Source organism: Clostridium sp. YIM B02555 (assembly GCF_022320955.1).
In the GTDB taxonomy this organism is placed as follows: domain Bacteria; phylum Bacillota; class Clostridia; order Clostridiales; family Clostridiaceae; genus Clostridium; species Clostridium saccharoperbutylacetonicum.
Genome location: NZ_JAKJJY010000043.1, coordinates 1 through 16,812, shown reverse-complemented (window position 1 = coordinate 16,812; position 16,812 = coordinate 1). Strand labels below are relative to the sequence as shown.

Annotated in this window: 16 protein-coding genes, 6 tRNA genes and 2 pseudogenes; 20 read left to right on the top strand and 4 right to left on the bottom strand. The window is 27.9% G+C overall.

Going from position 1 to position 16,812, the window contains the following annotated elements; genetic code table 11:
• Nucleotides 1-87: 87 nt before the first annotated feature.
• From L3B98_RS28385 to L3B98_RS28360, 6 genes are all read left to right on the top strand, one after another.
• Nucleotides 88-172, top strand: a tRNA-Leu gene (locus L3B98_RS28385).
• Nucleotides 173-177: 5 nt separating this feature from the next.
• Nucleotides 178-252, top strand: a tRNA-Gly gene (locus L3B98_RS28380).
• Between the two features lie 18 nt (nucleotides 253-270).
• Nucleotides 271-344 (top strand) — tRNA-Gly (locus L3B98_RS28375).
• A 31-nt stretch (nucleotides 345-375) separates the two neighbouring features.
• A tRNA-Gly gene (locus L3B98_RS28370) sits at nucleotides 376-449 on the top strand.
• Between the two features lie 31 nt (nucleotides 450-480).
• Nucleotides 481-554 (top strand) — tRNA-Gly (locus L3B98_RS28365).
• Nucleotides 555-601: 47 nt separating this feature from the next.
• A tRNA-Arg gene (locus L3B98_RS28360) sits at nucleotides 602-678 on the top strand.
• A gap of 85 nt (nucleotides 679-763) precedes the next feature.
• On the opposite strand, the pseudogene L3B98_RS28355 reads toward L3B98_RS28360, so the two are convergent.
• Nucleotides 764-1,192, bottom strand: a pseudogene (locus L3B98_RS28355) (site-specific integrase); the annotation flags it as partial.
• Nucleotides 1,193-1,506: 314 nt separating this feature from the next.
• On the opposite strand from L3B98_RS28355, the gene L3B98_RS29045 reads away from it, so the two are divergent.
• The 3 genes from L3B98_RS29045 (at nucleotide 1,507) to L3B98_RS28345 (ending at nucleotide 3,260) form a co-directional block, all read left to right on the top strand.
• Nucleotides 1,507-1,632: a hypothetical protein gene (locus L3B98_RS29045; RefSeq protein ID WP_275298520.1), complete on the top strand. Its 126-nt coding sequence runs from the start codon at nucleotides 1,507-1,509 to the stop codon at nucleotides 1,630-1,632.
• A 236-nt stretch (nucleotides 1,633-1,868) separates the two neighbouring features.
• Nucleotides 1,869-2,660 carry an EFR1 family ferrodoxin gene (locus L3B98_RS28350; protein WP_238919154.1) on the top strand — a complete coding sequence of 264 codons (792 nt, stop codon included), beginning with the start codon at nucleotides 1,869-1,871 and terminating at the stop codon, nucleotides 2,658-2,660.
• Between the two features lie 51 nt (nucleotides 2,661-2,711).
• Nucleotides 2,712-3,260 (top strand): PadR family transcriptional regulator, encoded by a 549-nt coding sequence (locus L3B98_RS28345; RefSeq protein WP_275298519.1) that lies wholly within the window; start codon nucleotides 2,712-2,714, stop codon nucleotides 3,258-3,260.
• Between the two features lie 136 nt (nucleotides 3,261-3,396).
• Here L3B98_RS28345 and L3B98_RS28340 read toward each other — a convergent pair.
• Nucleotides 3,397-3,780: pseudogene (locus tag L3B98_RS28340) on the bottom strand (transposase); the annotation flags it as partial.
• Between the two features lie 597 nt (nucleotides 3,781-4,377).
• On the opposite strand from L3B98_RS28340, the gene L3B98_RS28335 reads away from it, so the two are divergent.
• Nucleotides 4,378-4,554: a hypothetical protein gene (locus L3B98_RS28335; RefSeq protein WP_238919152.1), complete on the top strand. Its 177-nt coding sequence runs from the start codon at nucleotides 4,378-4,380 to the stop codon at nucleotides 4,552-4,554.
• Nucleotides 4,555-4,700: 146 nt separating this feature from the next.
• Here the strand turns inward: L3B98_RS28335 and L3B98_RS28330 are convergent, their stop codons facing one another.
• Complete coding sequence (locus L3B98_RS28330; protein ID WP_015390616.1) at nucleotides 4,701-5,081, bottom strand: helix-turn-helix domain-containing protein; 381 nt, start codon at nucleotides 5,079-5,081, stop codon at nucleotides 4,701-4,703.
• Nucleotides 5,082-5,237: 156 nt separating this feature from the next.
• Here L3B98_RS28330 and L3B98_RS28325 point away from each other — a divergent pair, with 156 nt between their 5' ends.
• Entirely contained in the window at nucleotides 5,238-5,894 is a 657-nt protein-coding gene (locus L3B98_RS28325) for a flavodoxin family protein (RefSeq protein WP_238919151.1), read from the top strand.
• Nucleotides 5,895-6,167: 273 nt separating this feature from the next.
• Here the strand turns inward: L3B98_RS28325 and L3B98_RS28320 are convergent, their stop codons facing one another.
• Nucleotides 6,168-6,596 carry an Imm63 family immunity protein gene (locus L3B98_RS28320; protein WP_238919150.1) on the bottom strand — a complete coding sequence of 143 codons (429 nt, stop codon included), beginning with the start codon at nucleotides 6,594-6,596 and terminating at the stop codon, nucleotides 6,168-6,170.
• 316 nt (nucleotides 6,597-6,912) lie between these two features.
• Here L3B98_RS28320 and L3B98_RS28315 point away from each other — a divergent pair, with 316 nt between their 5' ends.
• From L3B98_RS28315 to L3B98_RS28275, 9 genes are all read left to right on the top strand, one after another.
• Complete coding sequence (locus L3B98_RS28315) at nucleotides 6,913-7,875, top strand: phosphatase PAP2 family protein (protein ID WP_238919149.1); 963 nt, start codon at nucleotides 6,913-6,915, stop codon at nucleotides 7,873-7,875.
• Between the two features lie 377 nt (nucleotides 7,876-8,252).
• Nucleotides 8,253-9,122 (top strand): AraC family transcriptional regulator, encoded by an 870-nt coding sequence (locus L3B98_RS28310; RefSeq protein WP_015390621.1) that lies wholly within the window; start codon nucleotides 8,253-8,255, stop codon nucleotides 9,120-9,122.
• Nucleotides 9,123-9,157: 35 nt separating this feature from the next.
• Nucleotides 9,158-9,943 carry a YdcF family protein gene (locus L3B98_RS28305; protein WP_015390622.1) on the top strand — a complete coding sequence of 262 codons (786 nt, stop codon included), beginning with the start codon at nucleotides 9,158-9,160 and terminating at the stop codon, nucleotides 9,941-9,943.
• A gap of 91 nt (nucleotides 9,944-10,034) precedes the next feature.
• Nucleotides 10,035-10,418 (top strand): hypothetical protein, encoded by a 384-nt coding sequence (locus L3B98_RS28300; protein ID WP_077360160.1) that lies wholly within the window; start codon nucleotides 10,035-10,037, stop codon nucleotides 10,416-10,418.
• Between the two features lie 8 nt (nucleotides 10,419-10,426).
• Nucleotides 10,427-11,056: a normocyte-binding protein gene (locus tag L3B98_RS28295; protein ID WP_238919148.1), complete on the top strand. Its 630-nt coding sequence runs from the start codon at nucleotides 10,427-10,429 to the stop codon at nucleotides 11,054-11,056.
• Complete coding sequence (locus L3B98_RS28290; protein WP_238919147.1) at nucleotides 11,056-11,406, top strand: hypothetical protein; 351 nt, start codon at nucleotides 11,056-11,058, stop codon at nucleotides 11,404-11,406. The genes L3B98_RS28295 and L3B98_RS28290 overlap by 1 nt, the downstream gene beginning before the upstream one ends.
• Before the next feature lie 59 nt (nucleotides 11,407-11,465).
• Nucleotides 11,466-13,925 carry a glutathionylspermidine synthase family protein gene (locus tag L3B98_RS28285; RefSeq protein WP_238919146.1) on the top strand — a complete coding sequence of 820 codons (2,460 nt, stop codon included), beginning with the start codon at nucleotides 11,466-11,468 and terminating at the stop codon, nucleotides 13,923-13,925.
• Between the two features lie 35 nt (nucleotides 13,926-13,960).
• Nucleotides 13,961-14,170: a DUF350 domain-containing protein gene (locus L3B98_RS28280; protein ID WP_015390627.1), complete on the top strand. Its 210-nt coding sequence runs from the start codon at nucleotides 13,961-13,963 to the stop codon at nucleotides 14,168-14,170.
• 171 nt (nucleotides 14,171-14,341) lie between these two features.
• Complete coding sequence (locus L3B98_RS28275; protein ID WP_015390628.1) at nucleotides 14,342-16,408, top strand: M13 family metallopeptidase; 2,067 nt, start codon at nucleotides 14,342-14,344, stop codon at nucleotides 16,406-16,408.
• Nucleotides 16,409-16,812: the final 404 nt, after the last annotated feature.

Sequence of the window (16,812 nt, the reverse complement as noted above, 5' to 3'; positions counted from 1 at the left end):
CACTAGCTCAGTCGGTAGAGCACATGACTTTTAATCATGGTGTCCCGGGTTCGATTCCCGGGTGAGCCACCAAAATTTTTTTTATATGCAGGTGTGGCGGAATTGGCAGACGCACTAGACTTAGGATCTAGCGCCTAACGGTGTAAGAGTTCGACTCTCTTCATCTGCACCAAATAAGCGGAAATGACTCAACGGTAGAGTGCCACCTTGCCAAGGTGGAGGCTGCGGGTTCGAATCCCGTTTTCCGCTCCATCAAGTATAATATGTTGCGCGGGTATCGTATATCGGTAATACTCCAGCCTTCCAAGCTGAAAAGGTGGGTTCGACTCCCACTACCCGCTCCATAAAAAAAATAAACATAATAAAAAAATATATGCGGGTATCGTATATCGGTAATACTCCAGCCTTCCAAGCTGAAAAGGTGGGTTCGACTCCCACTACCCGCTCCATAAAAAAAATAAACATAATAAAAAAATATATGCGGGTATCGTATATCGGTAATACTCCAGCCTTCCAAGCTGAAAAGGTGGGTTCGACTCCCACTACCCGCTCCAACAAAACAACTGTAAACAGTTGTTTTTATTTATATTTAAGTCAATATGCACTTGTAGTTCAGTTGGATAGAGCGTTGGACTTCGAATCCAGAAGTCGTGAGTTCGAATCTCACCAAGTGCACCAATACCAAGGGTTGTAGGTTTCTACGACTCTTATTTTTTTGCTAAAATAGTGCAATGAAATTAAAAAAGTGAAAAATATTATAGATCTATCCTAGTTTAAATAGATGATTTATAGTATCTACGGCTTCATCTTTTTTATCTTTCATAACATGTGTATAGATATTCAATGTAGTTGTTATATCAGCGTGTCCAAGCAGTGATTGGACTGTTTTGGGAGCGACACCATTCTCGAATAATCTAGTCTCAAAGGTATGCCTCATATCATGAAGTCTTATATCAGGTAATAAAGTTGAATTTTCTTCTTCTGCTACTGAATTATTATAATTTTTAATTATTTTTTTGAATATTTTTCTGACATTACTAAAACTTAAATAATTTCCTGTAGGAGTAGCAAAAATAAGGAAGTCATTATTATATACATCTTTATTATTTTCAATTTCTAACTGTTGTTTTTTCTTATGCTCTTTAAGTAAATCTAATAAATTATCATTTATTGGCACATCTCGATATGAGTTTTTTGTCTTAGATTCTTGTTAACGTAGTATTGGAGATTATTATGGAAAGTTTTCTTAGTATGAAATATGAATTAGAATTAAATAATATGTATAGAAGAAGTAAATAAAAAGTTGAAATGTCTATCCATAATAGTTTCTTAAGTGCAAATAAGCAGTACTGGCAGTAATAATATTATTGCTATTTAATTATAAATAAACTGTTACTGATACTGTTGTATTACACTACTTTTTGAAGGATGCAACAGAAAAAAAGATAAACTGCTAGGGGAAGCAAGTTATCCTATAAAGGATATGTTATTTATAGGGAAATAATAATGAAAAATTCTATTATGATTGGTAATTATGTCAATTTAATTGAAACTTTAAAGAATAGATATGAGAAAAAACCTAAAGTAGCACTTAGATATGCCAATAATTATTGTAAGTCACAGATGGGTTAGGAACTAGGAAATTTATGTGGAATGTTTATAATAAATAATAATTCTAGGTTTATTTGTTGTCAACTACGTTATTATAATAAAAGAACTTCAGTGTAAATGAAAATTAATAATAAAATTCTTGACAAGTTTATTGGTGTAATATATTATATAATCAATTATATATATAAATTATTATATATATAATTGATTGTATATGAATGATAATTTTAATAAAATATATTAAGGAGTGTATTAATATGATATTTTATTTTTCGGGAACGGGGAACTCTTTACAGATAGCTAAAAATATTGCAGAGTATAATGGTGAACAGTTAATTTCTATAGCAGCTGAAATGAAAAAAGAAAAAAAAGTCTTTGATTATAATCTAAAAGAAAATGAAGTTATAGGTTTTGTATATCCAACATATGCGTGGGCTCCACCAGAAATAGTTTTGGAGTTTATAAGTAAAATTAATTTCAATAATTATAAAAAAAATTATGTTTTTTCAGTAGCTACCTGTGCTACAAGTGTTGGGAATTTAATGAAAGTTTTAAGTTCTTCTTTAGAGAAAAAGAATATTATGCTAGATAGTGGATTTTCTTTAATAATGCCTACGAATTATATTACAAGTAAAAATATTGACCCAAAAGAAATAGTAGATAAAAAACTTTTAGAAGCAGAAGACTCATTAAAATATATAAATAAAGTTATAAAAGATAGAAAAAAGAATGGCTTTCAAATTGAAAAAGGAACGATGCCGTTATTCTTGTCAAGCATTATAAATTTATTGTTTAATAAAGCTGGTAGGAGTACTAAGAAATTCTATGCTAATGATAACTGTATAGGTTGTGGTATTTGTGAAAGTGTATGTAGCTATAACACCATAAAAGTTGAAGGAAAACCTAAATGGGGAAAAGACTGCGCTCAATGTCTAGGTTGTATTAATCTATGTCCAGTAAAAGCTATTCAATATGGTAAAGGTACAGAAGGAAAAGAAAGATATAAAAACCCTAATATAACTATAGATGAGATGAAAATAAATATTTAATGAATGAAGTAATGGTTAGAAATGAAATAGATTAGAAGGGAATATAAAAATATGTCTTTAAAACACATTTTATTAGGTTTTATTAATATACAGAGCATGACTGGGTATGAGCTAAAACAGTTGATAGATAATTCCATTAATAATTTTTGGAACGTAAATTTAAGTCAAATATATCCAACTCTAGGAGCCATGAAAGAGGAAGAGCTTCTTGATATGGAGATTCAAATTAATGAGGGAACACCCAATAGCAAGATTTATAACATTACAGAAAAAGGTAGAATAGAATTAGAGAAATGGATGGAAGAAACTACGCCACTTCCTCAAACAAGGAAGTTATTTCTAGCTAAACTTTTGGTAGGTGTAAAGTTTGATAAAGAAATATTAATTAAACAAGTTAAAGAACAGCTTAAATTGCATCAAATGGCATTGGAATCTTTATACAAAAGACTAGCGGGTAATACTTGTAATTTACCTACGACAGAAGATCCAGAAAAATATAAGTTGTTTACTGAATTGGTAATAGATGCTGGGATTAAGGAAGAAGAAGCGTCAATAGCATGGTGTATGCAGACAATAGAGCGTTTAGAAAAAAGTAATTGATATGGATAAATTAAGCTATTATCCATATAATAAAGGGTAACTATTCAGTTATAGTAATTTAATTTTTAGTAAGTGTAATTTTAGATATAGCAAATAGGGGTATCAACTTAATTAATACCCCTTGAAAATATCTTAGTTACACTAAGGTCGGATCTAGAATATTTGAAGTAGATGCTGATTTTATACAATCTAGAGCGTTTAATCCATTTTTTTGAACCGTGGATACATATCCACGAATTCTAGTAAATGCTTTTGCACCATCTTTACTTCTAAATGTTCCAGAGATTTTTTGTTTAACCTTAGTCATGCGCAGGTCACGCTCTGCAAGATTATTATCAAAGTCATACATAAAGGCAAGTATTTTGTCGTTATATCCACATAATCTATTAAGTAGGTTAAGACTAGTACTTTTCTTAGATTTCTTTTTCAAGTATGATTTGCTATTTGTAATATAATCTTCTTTAAAGCCATCTGCTAGTACTTTAGAATATCTTTTTTCAAAGGCTTCAATTTTATTTATTATTCAATTGTAAAATTTAGTCTTATAAGAAGATTACTAATTAAGATTTGTATTGATAATACTCTAGCCAAAGTTAGTGTTTAAATTGACTTTACTCAAAGAATAAAGACTATTTGTAAAATCTAAGATGAATTATTTATATAGTAGGAATTTGGAAAAAGATTAATTTTACTAAATTAATAATAAGTAATTCATATAATACAATGCGTTTATAAGAGTTATCTACATTTAAGTAAATGTTAATAAGATAGATGGAAGAAGTAAATTCAAAGACTGATACTGTCATATTACGCTATTTTTTGAAGTATTTAATAAAAGGTTGATTATGAAGGTGCATGTATTACTACATGAATAAATAAAATTGAATATTTATGGTGCAACAGATTGCACCATTATTAAAAAATACTTAGTTGTAATCAAAAAATACAGTTGATAAAATGGCTTAAATACTAACGTTTAGAGAATAACTTGTATTAAATGAAAAATGAAGATATCGAATCCAGAAGTCGTGAGTTCGAATCGCACCAAGTGCACCATAAAATGAGTAATACCAACACTTTAGTGTAAGACTAAAATGTTGGTATTTTTAATTTATCAATGCTTATAGATGCTAACGGTCAATATATAGTACCTCAAAGAGTATTAGATAAATACATAATATCAGAAAGTAATAACATAGCAGATGATCAAGCAGTAGTGTATCATAGAGAATGTATGTTATTAAGAGTTAATAAGGATATACAAATGGAATTATACCACGCAGCCTCCATTTAGACACCCAATTTTCCATAAATTAAATTCTAAGAATACATAACCACAAATAAGTTATAGTATGATACATAATACATAAATTCATAATAATAGGGACAATATATAGATTTATTTTTACTTAAATTTATATACTATCCCTTTATTTTATATTATTTATAATTTGATTTCGACTTATCAAGTTTAAGTTGTTCTTCACCCCATATATATAATTCCTTAAATGTGGGAAGCAAGGCTTTACCTCTTTCTGTCAAAGAATATTCAACCCTAGGAGGAATGGTTTCATATTGAGTTCTAACAATTAGCTTATGTTCTTCTAATTCTTTTAAGGACTTTGTAAGCATCATATTAGTAATACCTTTAATTTTTCGTTTTAATTCATTATATCTAGTAAAATCTTTGCTAGATAAACACCACAAGATAGGTAGTTTCCATTTTTGACCTAAAATATCAAGTGCATATATAACAGGACATTTTCTTTCATATATATTATCAGCAGGGAATTCTTTATCATAATTCATATAATCACCCATAAACACAACTCCTTCAAAGTCAATAGTATACTTTTTATACTGAAACAGAAAAAACTGCATACTTGTATATCTGTGCTCTTATGTTACATTAATTATAACAAAGAAATTAATAATAAAAAACTATAAAGAAAAATATATAGAAAGAGGAGTGCTAATATGAAAGTTTATGGTATTAACGGAAGTCCAAGAAAAAATAAAAATACAGCCACATTACTTCAAAAAGCTTTAGATGGAGTAAAAGAATCTTCAAAAGATAAGGAAATTGAAATTGAAATAATTAATTTATATGATTTAAACTATACTGGGTGCAAAAGTTGCTTTGCATGCAAAAGACTTGGAAGTAAAAGTTATGGAAAATGTGCAGTAAAAGACGATCTTCAAGAAGTTTTAGAAAAGGTATCTCAAGCTGATGGGCTTATTTTTAGTTCTCCAGTATATTTTAGTAATGTAACAGGGCAATTACTATCATTTTTAGAAAGACTATTATTCCCCTACCTTGTGTATGATAATAATGGTACTTCACTGGCGCCAAAGAGGATGCCAACAGCATTCATTTATACAATGAATGTTAAAGAAGAATTAATGAAGCAAATTGGTTATTTAAAAACTTTCGAGCGTATGGAATTTAATATTGGACATATATTCACAAAACCATTAGTTATGTATTCAAATAATACTTATCAATTTGATGATTACTCAAAATATAAAGTTGAATCCTTCTCAGAAGAAGAAAAAGCAGAATATAGAAAAATTCAATTCCCATTAGATTGTCAAAAAGCATTTGAAATAGGCGTGAATTTAATAAAGAACTAGAAATAAAGTGGTATATTAACGATGAAATTCTTATAATTGATCATAAAGATTTTTAGGGAGCTCTAACAAATAATGTAGAATAGTAAATTCAAAAACACATCATTCATTTAGAATAATGTGCTTTTTTAATAAAATTATTTTTAAGTTTTAAGAAAGGAGGGCGGATAATTTGGTAATTCCAAGTAAAAGCATTGTGATTATTCAGTATAAAATAATAAACGATTATACTATGTTAGAAAGTAACAGTATAGTGGATGACCAAGTGTTAGTTTATTATGAATTATAAAAATCAGAATTATTGAAATTAAAAATATTCCTATCTCTTTTGTACCAATCATAATATTTATAACAAATATCTTTGAAAAGTTTTTCTACCAAAGTTTTTCTGTTTGAATTTTGAATTTTCCAGTCATTATCGCCATTAATAACTTTGCAAGAAATAGTCCATGAAATTTCTAATAAAATCCAATATAAGGCTTCATCTATATCTTTTGTTCTATATTCTATAATTATCTTTCCACGTTCATTTACTCGCAATATATATTCATTTTCAACCACTAAGTATGGATTCATGTCGTAATGCATTGTACTGTAAATAGTATTACTTACAATTTTTGTATGCTCATCTAAATCAAATATTTTTGTCATTCTTAATAATGATATTACTTCAGTATATATTTCATCAATATTATATATTTTCATATTTTACCTTCTCCTAGATTTACTAACTTAAAATAGCATTAATATAAAAATTATATATAAATTATAACATGTCTTTACACGATAATATTGATTAACTATTAAAAGATGTTAGTTTTTAATAATTTTTGTTTCTAAAAAAATCAATAATTAAAATTAAGAACTTTTGAGGCTTAAGTTCTATGGGGATTCCAGAATATTAAAATCATATAGCAGTAATGGTCTGATAATATAACAATATTTTTTGGTAATTTGAATTCACTTTCAAAAAAGGTTGTAGTTTACAATAATAGTATAATTTATTGAAAGGGTGAATTTTATGCACAAAAGTAGAGAAATGGAAGGTGTAACTTTAGAAGGAAAGGAGATTTTTACCGATAAATTTATTAAAATTACTTTAGTAGTAATGGCAGGTTTGCTTATAGTGGGGACTATATTTGATAAAAGTTTAGCTTTTTTAGCATCTAATACTAATTCCTACTGGGCAGCGTTTTTACAAGATGCTGGTGCAATACCAAATGTAATTATACCTGTTTTAGCTGGTGAAATTATTTATCAAAAAAGTAAACGTTTAGAGACAAATGCAGTCATTAAAGTTATTTGTTGTACTTTTGCTTTTCTTTTTCCTCTTACACGTTTTTGGGATTATTTTATTGAAATGTTAGGTCAAGTTGGACAAGCTATTATGAATTATCAAGCAGGTGCAGCTGTAGGTATATCTAATAAGTATAAATTTGTAGTAGATAATAGTTTAAATGGCATTATGTTCATAATTGGTTATATTGTTTTATATGCTATATTTCATTTATTAATTCAAAAATTTTGGTTAAACAAACTTGAGGATCGTCAAGTCAGCCGTTTAGTATTCATAGGAATAGCTGGTGTATTTATTGATACTGCAACTGCAGAAATTGTTAATCAAATTAAAGATTATATTAGTCGTCCAAGACCACTTTTAATTACATCTGGAAAAGAAGCATTTGAAAGTTGGTTTAATATTAATGGTATGCTTGGTAAAGGGGACTATACATCATTTCCTTCAGGGCATACACGTTGCTTTGTTATGTCATTCTTCTTACCATTGTTTGTTAATCCAGCTAACTTCAATTTAAAGAAGAAGATTATGATTTTTGCAATTATTTATTCTGTAATAGGTGGATTTTCAAGACTAGTGATGGAAAAACATTTCTTGACTGATGTAACAATGGCAGGATTAATTGCTGTAATAGGAATTTTCTGTGTGGTTAAATTATGCAATTTAGAAAAAGAGAAATTTTTATAAAAAATAAAAAAGTAATTTAAAAGGTGCATCTGCCCATTTAGATGAACTTTCTTTATCGTTATCAAGTGAAATTTCTAAATTTAAAGTGAATTAAAAGCAATTTTGATTTAGCTTACTGAGTAGAACATGTTTCATTCCTACTCAGTAAGCTTTTATTAATCCAGTTTCTGAAAGATATGTTGGACATTTTTTGTGATAATAGTATTAAATATATTGATAATTATAAATACAGACTTTATATTAATATTCATCATAGTTAATGTGTTTATATTTCTAAAAAACTTGTAAAAATTACTAGTATAAAATAATATTATAATTAAATGATGCATGTTTTCCCAAAACTATATAGATTCAAGCGATACTTAGGAGGAGGAATGATGAAAAGCAAGACTCATAAATATGAAACAAGGCAATATATGCTATCAACTGATTATGAAATTTATCATTATCAAAATGATGATATTAGGAGTGTAACTATTCATCATCATGATTTTTATGAATTTTACTTTTTTATTTCAGGGGATGTAACATATTTGATAGAAGGTAAATCTTATTATTTAGAACCTGGAAATATTGTTTTAGTTAACTCCAAAGAACTCCATCAAGCTATTATAAATTCAGAAGAAGGGATTTATGAAAGAGTTGTTCTTTGGATAAGCAGAGATTTTTTAAAGAGACTTTCAAGTGAGGAAATGGATCTATCACTTTGTTTTGAAAGTAATAAGAAAAAGAATGTGCTAAGTACTGATTTTGAACAAAAGAAAAATATTAGATTTATTCTAAATAAACTAGTCAGCCTAGAAAATTATAAAGGAGCTGGCTATGAATTGCTTTATAAAGCCTATATGACAGAACTTATGGTACATATTAATAATTTGGCACTTAATGAGAATACTGAATTAAGTGTGGAAATAAAAAAGAGTAATCTTATAGATGGAATAATTGAATATATTAATAATCATGTTGAAGAGGAAATTACCATTGATGAAATAAGTGAAAAATTTTATCTCAGTAAATTCCACCTTTCAAGAGAATTTAAAAAGTATACAGGAACTACAATTCATAGATATATTGTTCAAAAAAAACTGATACATTCAAAAGAATTTATACTTAAAGAAATGCCAATCACAGATGTTTATAAACAGTGTGGTTTTGGCGATTATTCTAATTTTTTTAGAGCATTTAAGAATGAGTATGGAATTACACCAAAACAATTTTATGAAGCTATGATAAAAAGTAATATATAAATAGTATGGTAATATGAGTTATTCGGAGGGATCTTATGAAGAATGAGAAAATACAACAATGTATTAATGCAATAGCTAAATTTCTAGCTGTTAGAGATATTAGCAGTTTGAACTCAGAGGAATTGGAAAAAGCATTTGGTCTTAAGAAGGTAGACGTGTTGGTGTTGTTAGGAAATTCTATACTATATACTATAAAATGTGCTGTGGAAGCGTATAACAAAAATTTATGCAAGAAAATTCTTATTAATGGTGGAATAGGACACTCTACGTCCTTATTGATGGAAGAAATAAAAAAGAATGGTGAATTAAACTTTGTAGAAGTTAAGGATAGAGCAGAGGCAGATGTATTTTTTGATATTATGACTAAGCATTATAATATTCCAAGTGAAGATATTATAATTGAAAATAAATCCACTAATTGTGGAGATAATGCGTGTAAAGCAATAGAGATATTAAACAAATTAGGGATTTTATATGAATCGCTTATGTTAATACAAGATCCTGCCATGCAGCTTAGAACTTATGCATCGTTTTCAAAATACGTAGATAATAATAAAATAAAACTCATAAATTATGCACCATTTATTCCTGCTCTAGATGATAATTTGAGGCTTGCTAATAAAGGTATAGATGGGATTTGGACAGAAGAAAGATTTATAGAACTTATAATGGGAGAAATACCAAGGTTAAGAGATGATATTAATGGGTATGGTCCGCGTGGAAAGCAATTTATTGTTCACATAGATGTTCCAAGAGAAATAGAGGAATGTCATAATAATTTGAAAACAATATTTAATGACGAAAACTTATATGGAAGATAAAACTTTAAAGCAAGGGCATACGCTAGCTGATTTAGATGTAAATACTAATTGTATGGTATAATATAGAGAATATATTAATTGAGAGGTAAATATGGAAGTTTTTATTTATAAAACCTATAATGAATGGTTTGAGGATAAACCTACAGAGGTTCTTGAGGGTGAAGTTAGCTCTTTATACAATGGAGTACTAGCTATTGATACTATTATTGATTACAAGAATTATAGACAGAGAATTTCTTTGAAAAATAATTTTGCAATAATTTATAAGCTTTCTTATGGATTTTTATCTTATGCAAGAGAGATTAACGTATATTCTAATATTAATTCTTGGCAAAATTCTTCACCTGAAATTTCTTTTAAGGGAGAAGTTTGTGAAAGTGAATGTGGTGACAGCCATTTTGTATTTATAACAGATGATGGTTATAAGCAATCTATATCCTTAGATGGAATTTATGCTGTTACCTATGAAAGGTAGGCAAATTCATGAGGCTTGTAGATATTGACTTAATTGATATATATAGAAAATGGAAAAAAGGATTAGGACCTTTTCAATGCTATTTTAGAAGTAGTTCTTTTGTTTCTTTACAAACTTATGAGGATTTTCTATTAAATGACGAAAATAATATTGAGTTTAATAAAGAGCTGTTACAAGGAATATTAGAGAGTTCTAAAGAAAGAACTTTTATAATAGTTGATCTACCACTTAAGGAAATTTTGGATTTAGCTTTGATGCTAAATAACGATTATAATATAAAACCCCTTTTAAATATTAATCTTCTATTTCATTCTTTTGGGATAGTTGGTGACAAGAAGGATATTAGCAAATTAATAATTAATGGATTAAAATTGAAAGATATAAATTCTAAGAAGATTGTTATGTTGATACCTTTTAACAGATATGAGGATGGGTTAGAAAACAGTTATTTGAAGGATCACTTAAATAATCAGTATGGTATAGGAGAAGATGATCTTCCAAGTTTGGAAATACTCAAGGAATTTAAATATAGTAAGCTTATTATTTTTACTAAGGACAAAATTAAGAAAGACTTAGAAGAGTATATAAATTTTATTAATAAGCATATAACAGTAGAAATCATAAAGGTGAGGGAATAATGAAAGATTTTAAGCAACTAGTAAAGGAGAATAAAAAAAGAGCGTTATCTATAGCAGTAGCGACAGCATTTTCTATTAGTAGTCCACTTGGATTAGGAGGCTGCTATACGCCTAAAACAGATAAGGAAAAAGAAGAAGAGCAGAATAATGGTGCTGGTGGAGGATATTCTGGCGGAGGATATTATGGAGGATGGCATGGTTTTAGTGGCTGGTCATCAGGGAGTTCGTCAAGCAGCGGTTCATCTATTGAAAGTGGTTCTTCAAATGGTGGAAAGAGTGGAATAACAGGATCATCTGGAGGTAAATCTTCAGGATATTCTGGATCTGTAGGTGGAAGTTCATCTAGTTAGAACAATACATATTTAATAAATTTCAAAGTGATAAATTTATTATGGGGATGGGGTGAAGCATGGAAAAGCAATTGGCTTATACTGAAGAAGTATTATTTAACAACTATATGGTAAGTTCTTTAGGAGAAGAGTATGTGCATTCACAAATACCATTCTATTTTGATAAAATTACATATAGCAATATGGTAGATTATAGTGAAGAAATAAATAGAATTTCATTAAATATATTAAATAATATTACAGGGATACACAAATGTGCATTAAATTACTTTGATGATTTTCCACTTAAGGATAAAATATTTAATTTAAAGTGTCCAATAGCGCCAATGTTTTGGGCAAGATATGATACTTTTAATGATATTAATAATAATATTTTTTTTGCTGAATTTAATTACGACAAGCCTTGCGGACAAAAAGAGATGGACTTGGCTGGGAAAAGTGATTTTAGAGGAAATTTAAATAAAGATTTCTTGATGAATTTTATAAGCCAGCTTATGGAGATTTGTAACAAGTATGAAAACAGTGAAGAGATAATTAATGTGGGATTTTTGATGGATCCGTGCCATTATGAAGAGTTGCATCATGGTTACTATTTTAAACATATTTTAAAAAATACTAACATAAATATTGTTTTGGTTGGGCCAAATAATTTGTCTGTAAAAGAGGGGCAAGTATATGCTTATTCAGAAGTAAAACTACCAATAATTTTAAGGTTATTTCCTACTGAATTTTTTCATGAAATTACTAATATAAATGAAGTTTTAAATTGCGTTGATAAGGGGAAGTTATTATTAATTAATGATCCTAGAATTGTAGCAATACAGGCAAAAGGATTTCTTGCTTATCTATGGGAATTAGTTAAAAAAGATTCAGAGCTATTGTCGCGCAGGGATAAGGAGATTATTAGTAAATTCATTCCTTATACAGAACTGTTTAAATGGAATCAGGTAGAGGAAGTAATAACAAATAAGGATAAGTACGTGATTAAAGCTTCATTAGGCAGATATAGTCAAGAAGTGTATATTGGAAAGATTTATTCAGAAGATAAATGGAAAGATAAAGTTATGTATGTACTTGAAAATAAAAAAATACATGTAAAGCAAGATCTTATTGAAATAAAAGAAGAATATACTTATGTTCCAGGACCCTATAATATGAATATACCTACTTTAGCTTTTGGGAATTTTGGAGTTTATTTAATAAGAGATAAAGTACAAGGTTTCTTAGTTAGGTGGAGTAAGAGTTTTTTAACTAATGACAATTATACCTGGATGTGCCCTTTGGGAGTTGAAGAGTTTCCAATCTCAATAGAGAAATATGAATCTAAAAATAGAAAGGAAATTTGGGAGGATGTAGTAGATGAAATTACTTTTAAATATGATTTTACAGGGGCATATACAAATAATTATGAGTACATTTCATTGAATTCACTTATTATTGATAAAGATATTTATGAAGAAATGTATTTAGTGAGTAATAAGTTTTGCAGCCTATTAAAAAAGCTTTATCCTTATATTCAAAAAAACATGGAGCTATTTGGTCCAATATTAGGAATACCAGATGCGCTTTATAGGTTGGTATCTAAATCTTATACTTCTGCATTGTGTGCATTAGGGAGAATTGATTTTGCTATTGATAATAATGGTGAGTTACATATTTTGGAGTTCAATTCGGAAACTCCTGCTGGCTTAGTGGAATCAGTTGGAGGGAGTGTTATAATTAAGCAAAGGCTTAAGCTTGAATATAAAAATCCCAATAAGGATCTTAAGCGTTATATGATAAATACTTTCTCTAATATATTAAATGAATTAAAAAAGAAAAAAGAAATAAAAAATATTGGAGTTGTAACTTCCTGGTATTATGAAGATATTTATACAAGTAAATTGATAGCTGAAATTTTAAGAGAATTAGATGGTTATGAAGTTATTTTTGGCAATATATATGATTTGGAGGTTATAGGTGATAAGCTATACCTTTATGGAAGAGAACTCGATGCGATTTATAGGCACTATCCATTAGATTGGTTTTATTATGAAGAAGAAATGAAAAAACTAATTGAAATTTTAAATAGCGGAGACTATTTGATAAATCCCGGGCATACTTTGATAATTCAGTCTAAAGCATTTTTTGCTGTGATTCATGAACTCGTGGGAAAAGGATTTTTTACTGAAGAAGATGAAAAGTTCATTGAAAAATATATACCATATACTTGTTTGGAAAGGGATTATAAGCTTTCTTCTGATTATGTTGTTAAGCCATACCTTTCAAGAGAAGGAGAAGGTGTTTGTTTAAGTTGTAACAAAAGAGATGTAGAAATTGAGGATGTTATTTATCAAAATAGAGTTAATATAAGGCCGTTAGAGAATAAGATTTATTCAACAATAGGTGAAGATAATAACTATCAATATCCTGTGATTGGAGTATACGTAACAGATGATGAACCATCTGGAGTATTCACAAGAATGGGTGATTTTGTAACTAATAAAAATGCCATATATATACCTACATATATTAAATAAAATTATCACTAACTATGAAAAAGGAGGAGAAGTTTATGAATAATGTATTGAATAATATTGTATTAAGCATCATATTTGGATTAATCGGCATTTTACTTTTAGTTTTTGGTTATTGGTTTTTTGATAAGGTCTTAACCAAAGTTGATTTTAATCATGAACTAAGAGAAAAAAATATTGCAGTGGCTATTGTTATAGCTGGATTTATGATTTCAATTGGAATTATAATTGCTGCAGTAGTATTTTAAATGATATTTTCCAGTAAAACTACCTTATGATATTAAAAATATCATAAGGTAGTTTTTTTATTTTTAAATCATGCATTATTTATATAAATAAATTAAATAATAACCTTAGAATGTATTTTGGATATTACTAATTTTTAATTAAAAATACGTAGCATTTAGAGGAGGCAGAATATGGAAAGAAGAGCACTAAAGAAAATCTTAACAATATTAATGGCATTTATTATGAGTATATTACTGCCTTTAAGCGATATTGCGTATGCATATAACTTGAATTTAAACTTAACAAGTGTACAAAATGATAGAAAAGTTGAAATAATTAGAGATACAAGAGTACAGGATGATTTTTATAATGCAGTAAATAAAGAATGGTTAGCTAATACAGTACTCGAAGAAGGATGCATTTCTTATGGAACATTTGAAGAAGTTTGTGGAAAAGTAAATCAAGATATTCTTAACATAATATTAGAAATTCAAAGAAATAAGGATAAGTATGAGAAAAATAGCGATGAAATTAAAGTTATAAATTTGTTTAATAATTATTTGAATATAAATAAAAGAAATGAATTAGGAATAAAACCTCTAGAAAAATATATTAATAAAATTGATGAAATAAAAGATATAGAAGCATTGAAGTGTATTTTAGGAGATAATGAATTTTCATATTTTCAGCCATTAATTAATTTAAGTGTTGGCCCAGATTATAAGGATAGCAGTAAAAACGTATTGTATATATCTAATAGTAATCTTGGGTTAGGAAATTCACTCTATTATAAAGATACCAGCAGAAAAAGCAATGAAGTAAAACAAGTTTATGTGGATTATGTGATTAAATTGCATAATTTATGTGGAGAAAATTTAATTGAAGCCAAAAAACATGCAGATATCTTTTATGAAATTGAAAAAGGGCTTGCACAAAAGATACCATCATACGAAGAAGAAGCTAGAGACGAAAATAGAATAGAAAAATCATATAATGTATATACTCTTAAAAAATTGGAAAAGTTGATGCCTAATATTAATTTTTCACAATTGTTATCTCAATTAAGTATAAATAAACCTGACAAGATAATAGTTGAAAATCCAGAGCAGCTAAAATTAGTAAATGCACTTTTTACACAAGAAAATCTAGAAAATATGAAAAGTTATTTAAAGACTAATATATTGTTAAGTACAGACAATTTTTTAACTTCTGCACACAGAGAGGCAAGTAATAAATTAAGACAAATATTTTATGGTGCTGAGATTACAGATTTAAATGAGTTTTATGGTGTTAAGTTTGTAAATAATCAATTAAATGAAATTATTAGTAAGCTATATGTAAATAGATATTTTGATAAAGAATCTAAAGTTAATGTAGAAAATATGGCAAGAGAAATAATAAAGAATTTTGAAAATAGATTACAAAATAATTCATGGATGAGCAAAAGAACAAAAGAAAAGGCAATAAAGAAATTAGAAAATATAAACGTTAAGATAGGATATCCAGATAAGTGGAATGATTATAGTAATATACAAATAAATTCTTATGACGATGGAGGAACCTTAGTTGAAAATATATTAAATGTTTATGTTGAACAAAGTAAACAACAATTTTCTAAATTAAATCAGCCCGTCAATAAAAATGAATGGCATATGGGTGCGTGTACAGTGAATGCATATTATAATGCTTTAAATAATGAAATAGTATTCCCAGCAGGAATATTACAAGCTCCATTTTACGATAAGAATGCAAATAAAGAAAAAAACCTTGGTGGTATTGGTGCTGTTATTGGTCATGAACTTACTCATGCTTTTGATAATACAGGATCACAATTCGATGATACAGGCAGGTTGAAAAAATGGTGGAGTGAGAAAGATTATAAAGAATTTACTAATAGAAGTAAAAAAGTTGTGGAGTATTATTCAAATATAAAAATCTGTGATGAAAAATGTGTAAATGGATTTTTAACTGTTGGTGAAAATATAAGCGATTTAGGAGGAATAGCTTGTGTATTAGATATTGCTAAGAGAAATGAAGATCCTAAATTGAAGGAGTTATTTGAAAACTACGCGACAATTTGGAGGGAAGTATCAACAAAAGAATTAAAAGAATACCTATTAAATAATGATCCACACGCACCTAAAAAAGTTAGAGTAAATGTTGTGTTATCACAATTTGAAGATTTTTATAAAACTTATAACATAAAAGAAGGAGATAAAATGTATGTAAAACCAGAAGATAGGGTAGGAATATGGTAAAAATAAGCTTGGAGTTTGCAAAATCTAAATTTAATTACTAATAATTTATTGTGGAAAAAGCAGTTATGAGCAGCAATATAGTCATAAAAAGTCTATATTACAAGTTAAACACATCCTTGTGTATCACTTTGTATTTTAGTGAGAAATATTGAGAAAAATAAAGTATATAGAGAATAATTATCAAAAAATAGTGTATAATAAAAAGTGGATACTGTATATGGTGATATAATAAGTTTTGTTGTCGCGAGAGTTGATGAAAAAACACTAAAGAAAAAAAGTGTTGACACAAATTCGAGCAGATGATACAATAAACGAGTTGCTTGAAGGCAACAAGATCTTTGAAAATTGAACAGAATAAGATAAATACATTTAAGTAAACCAGCAATTTTTATTTGAGTAAGCTA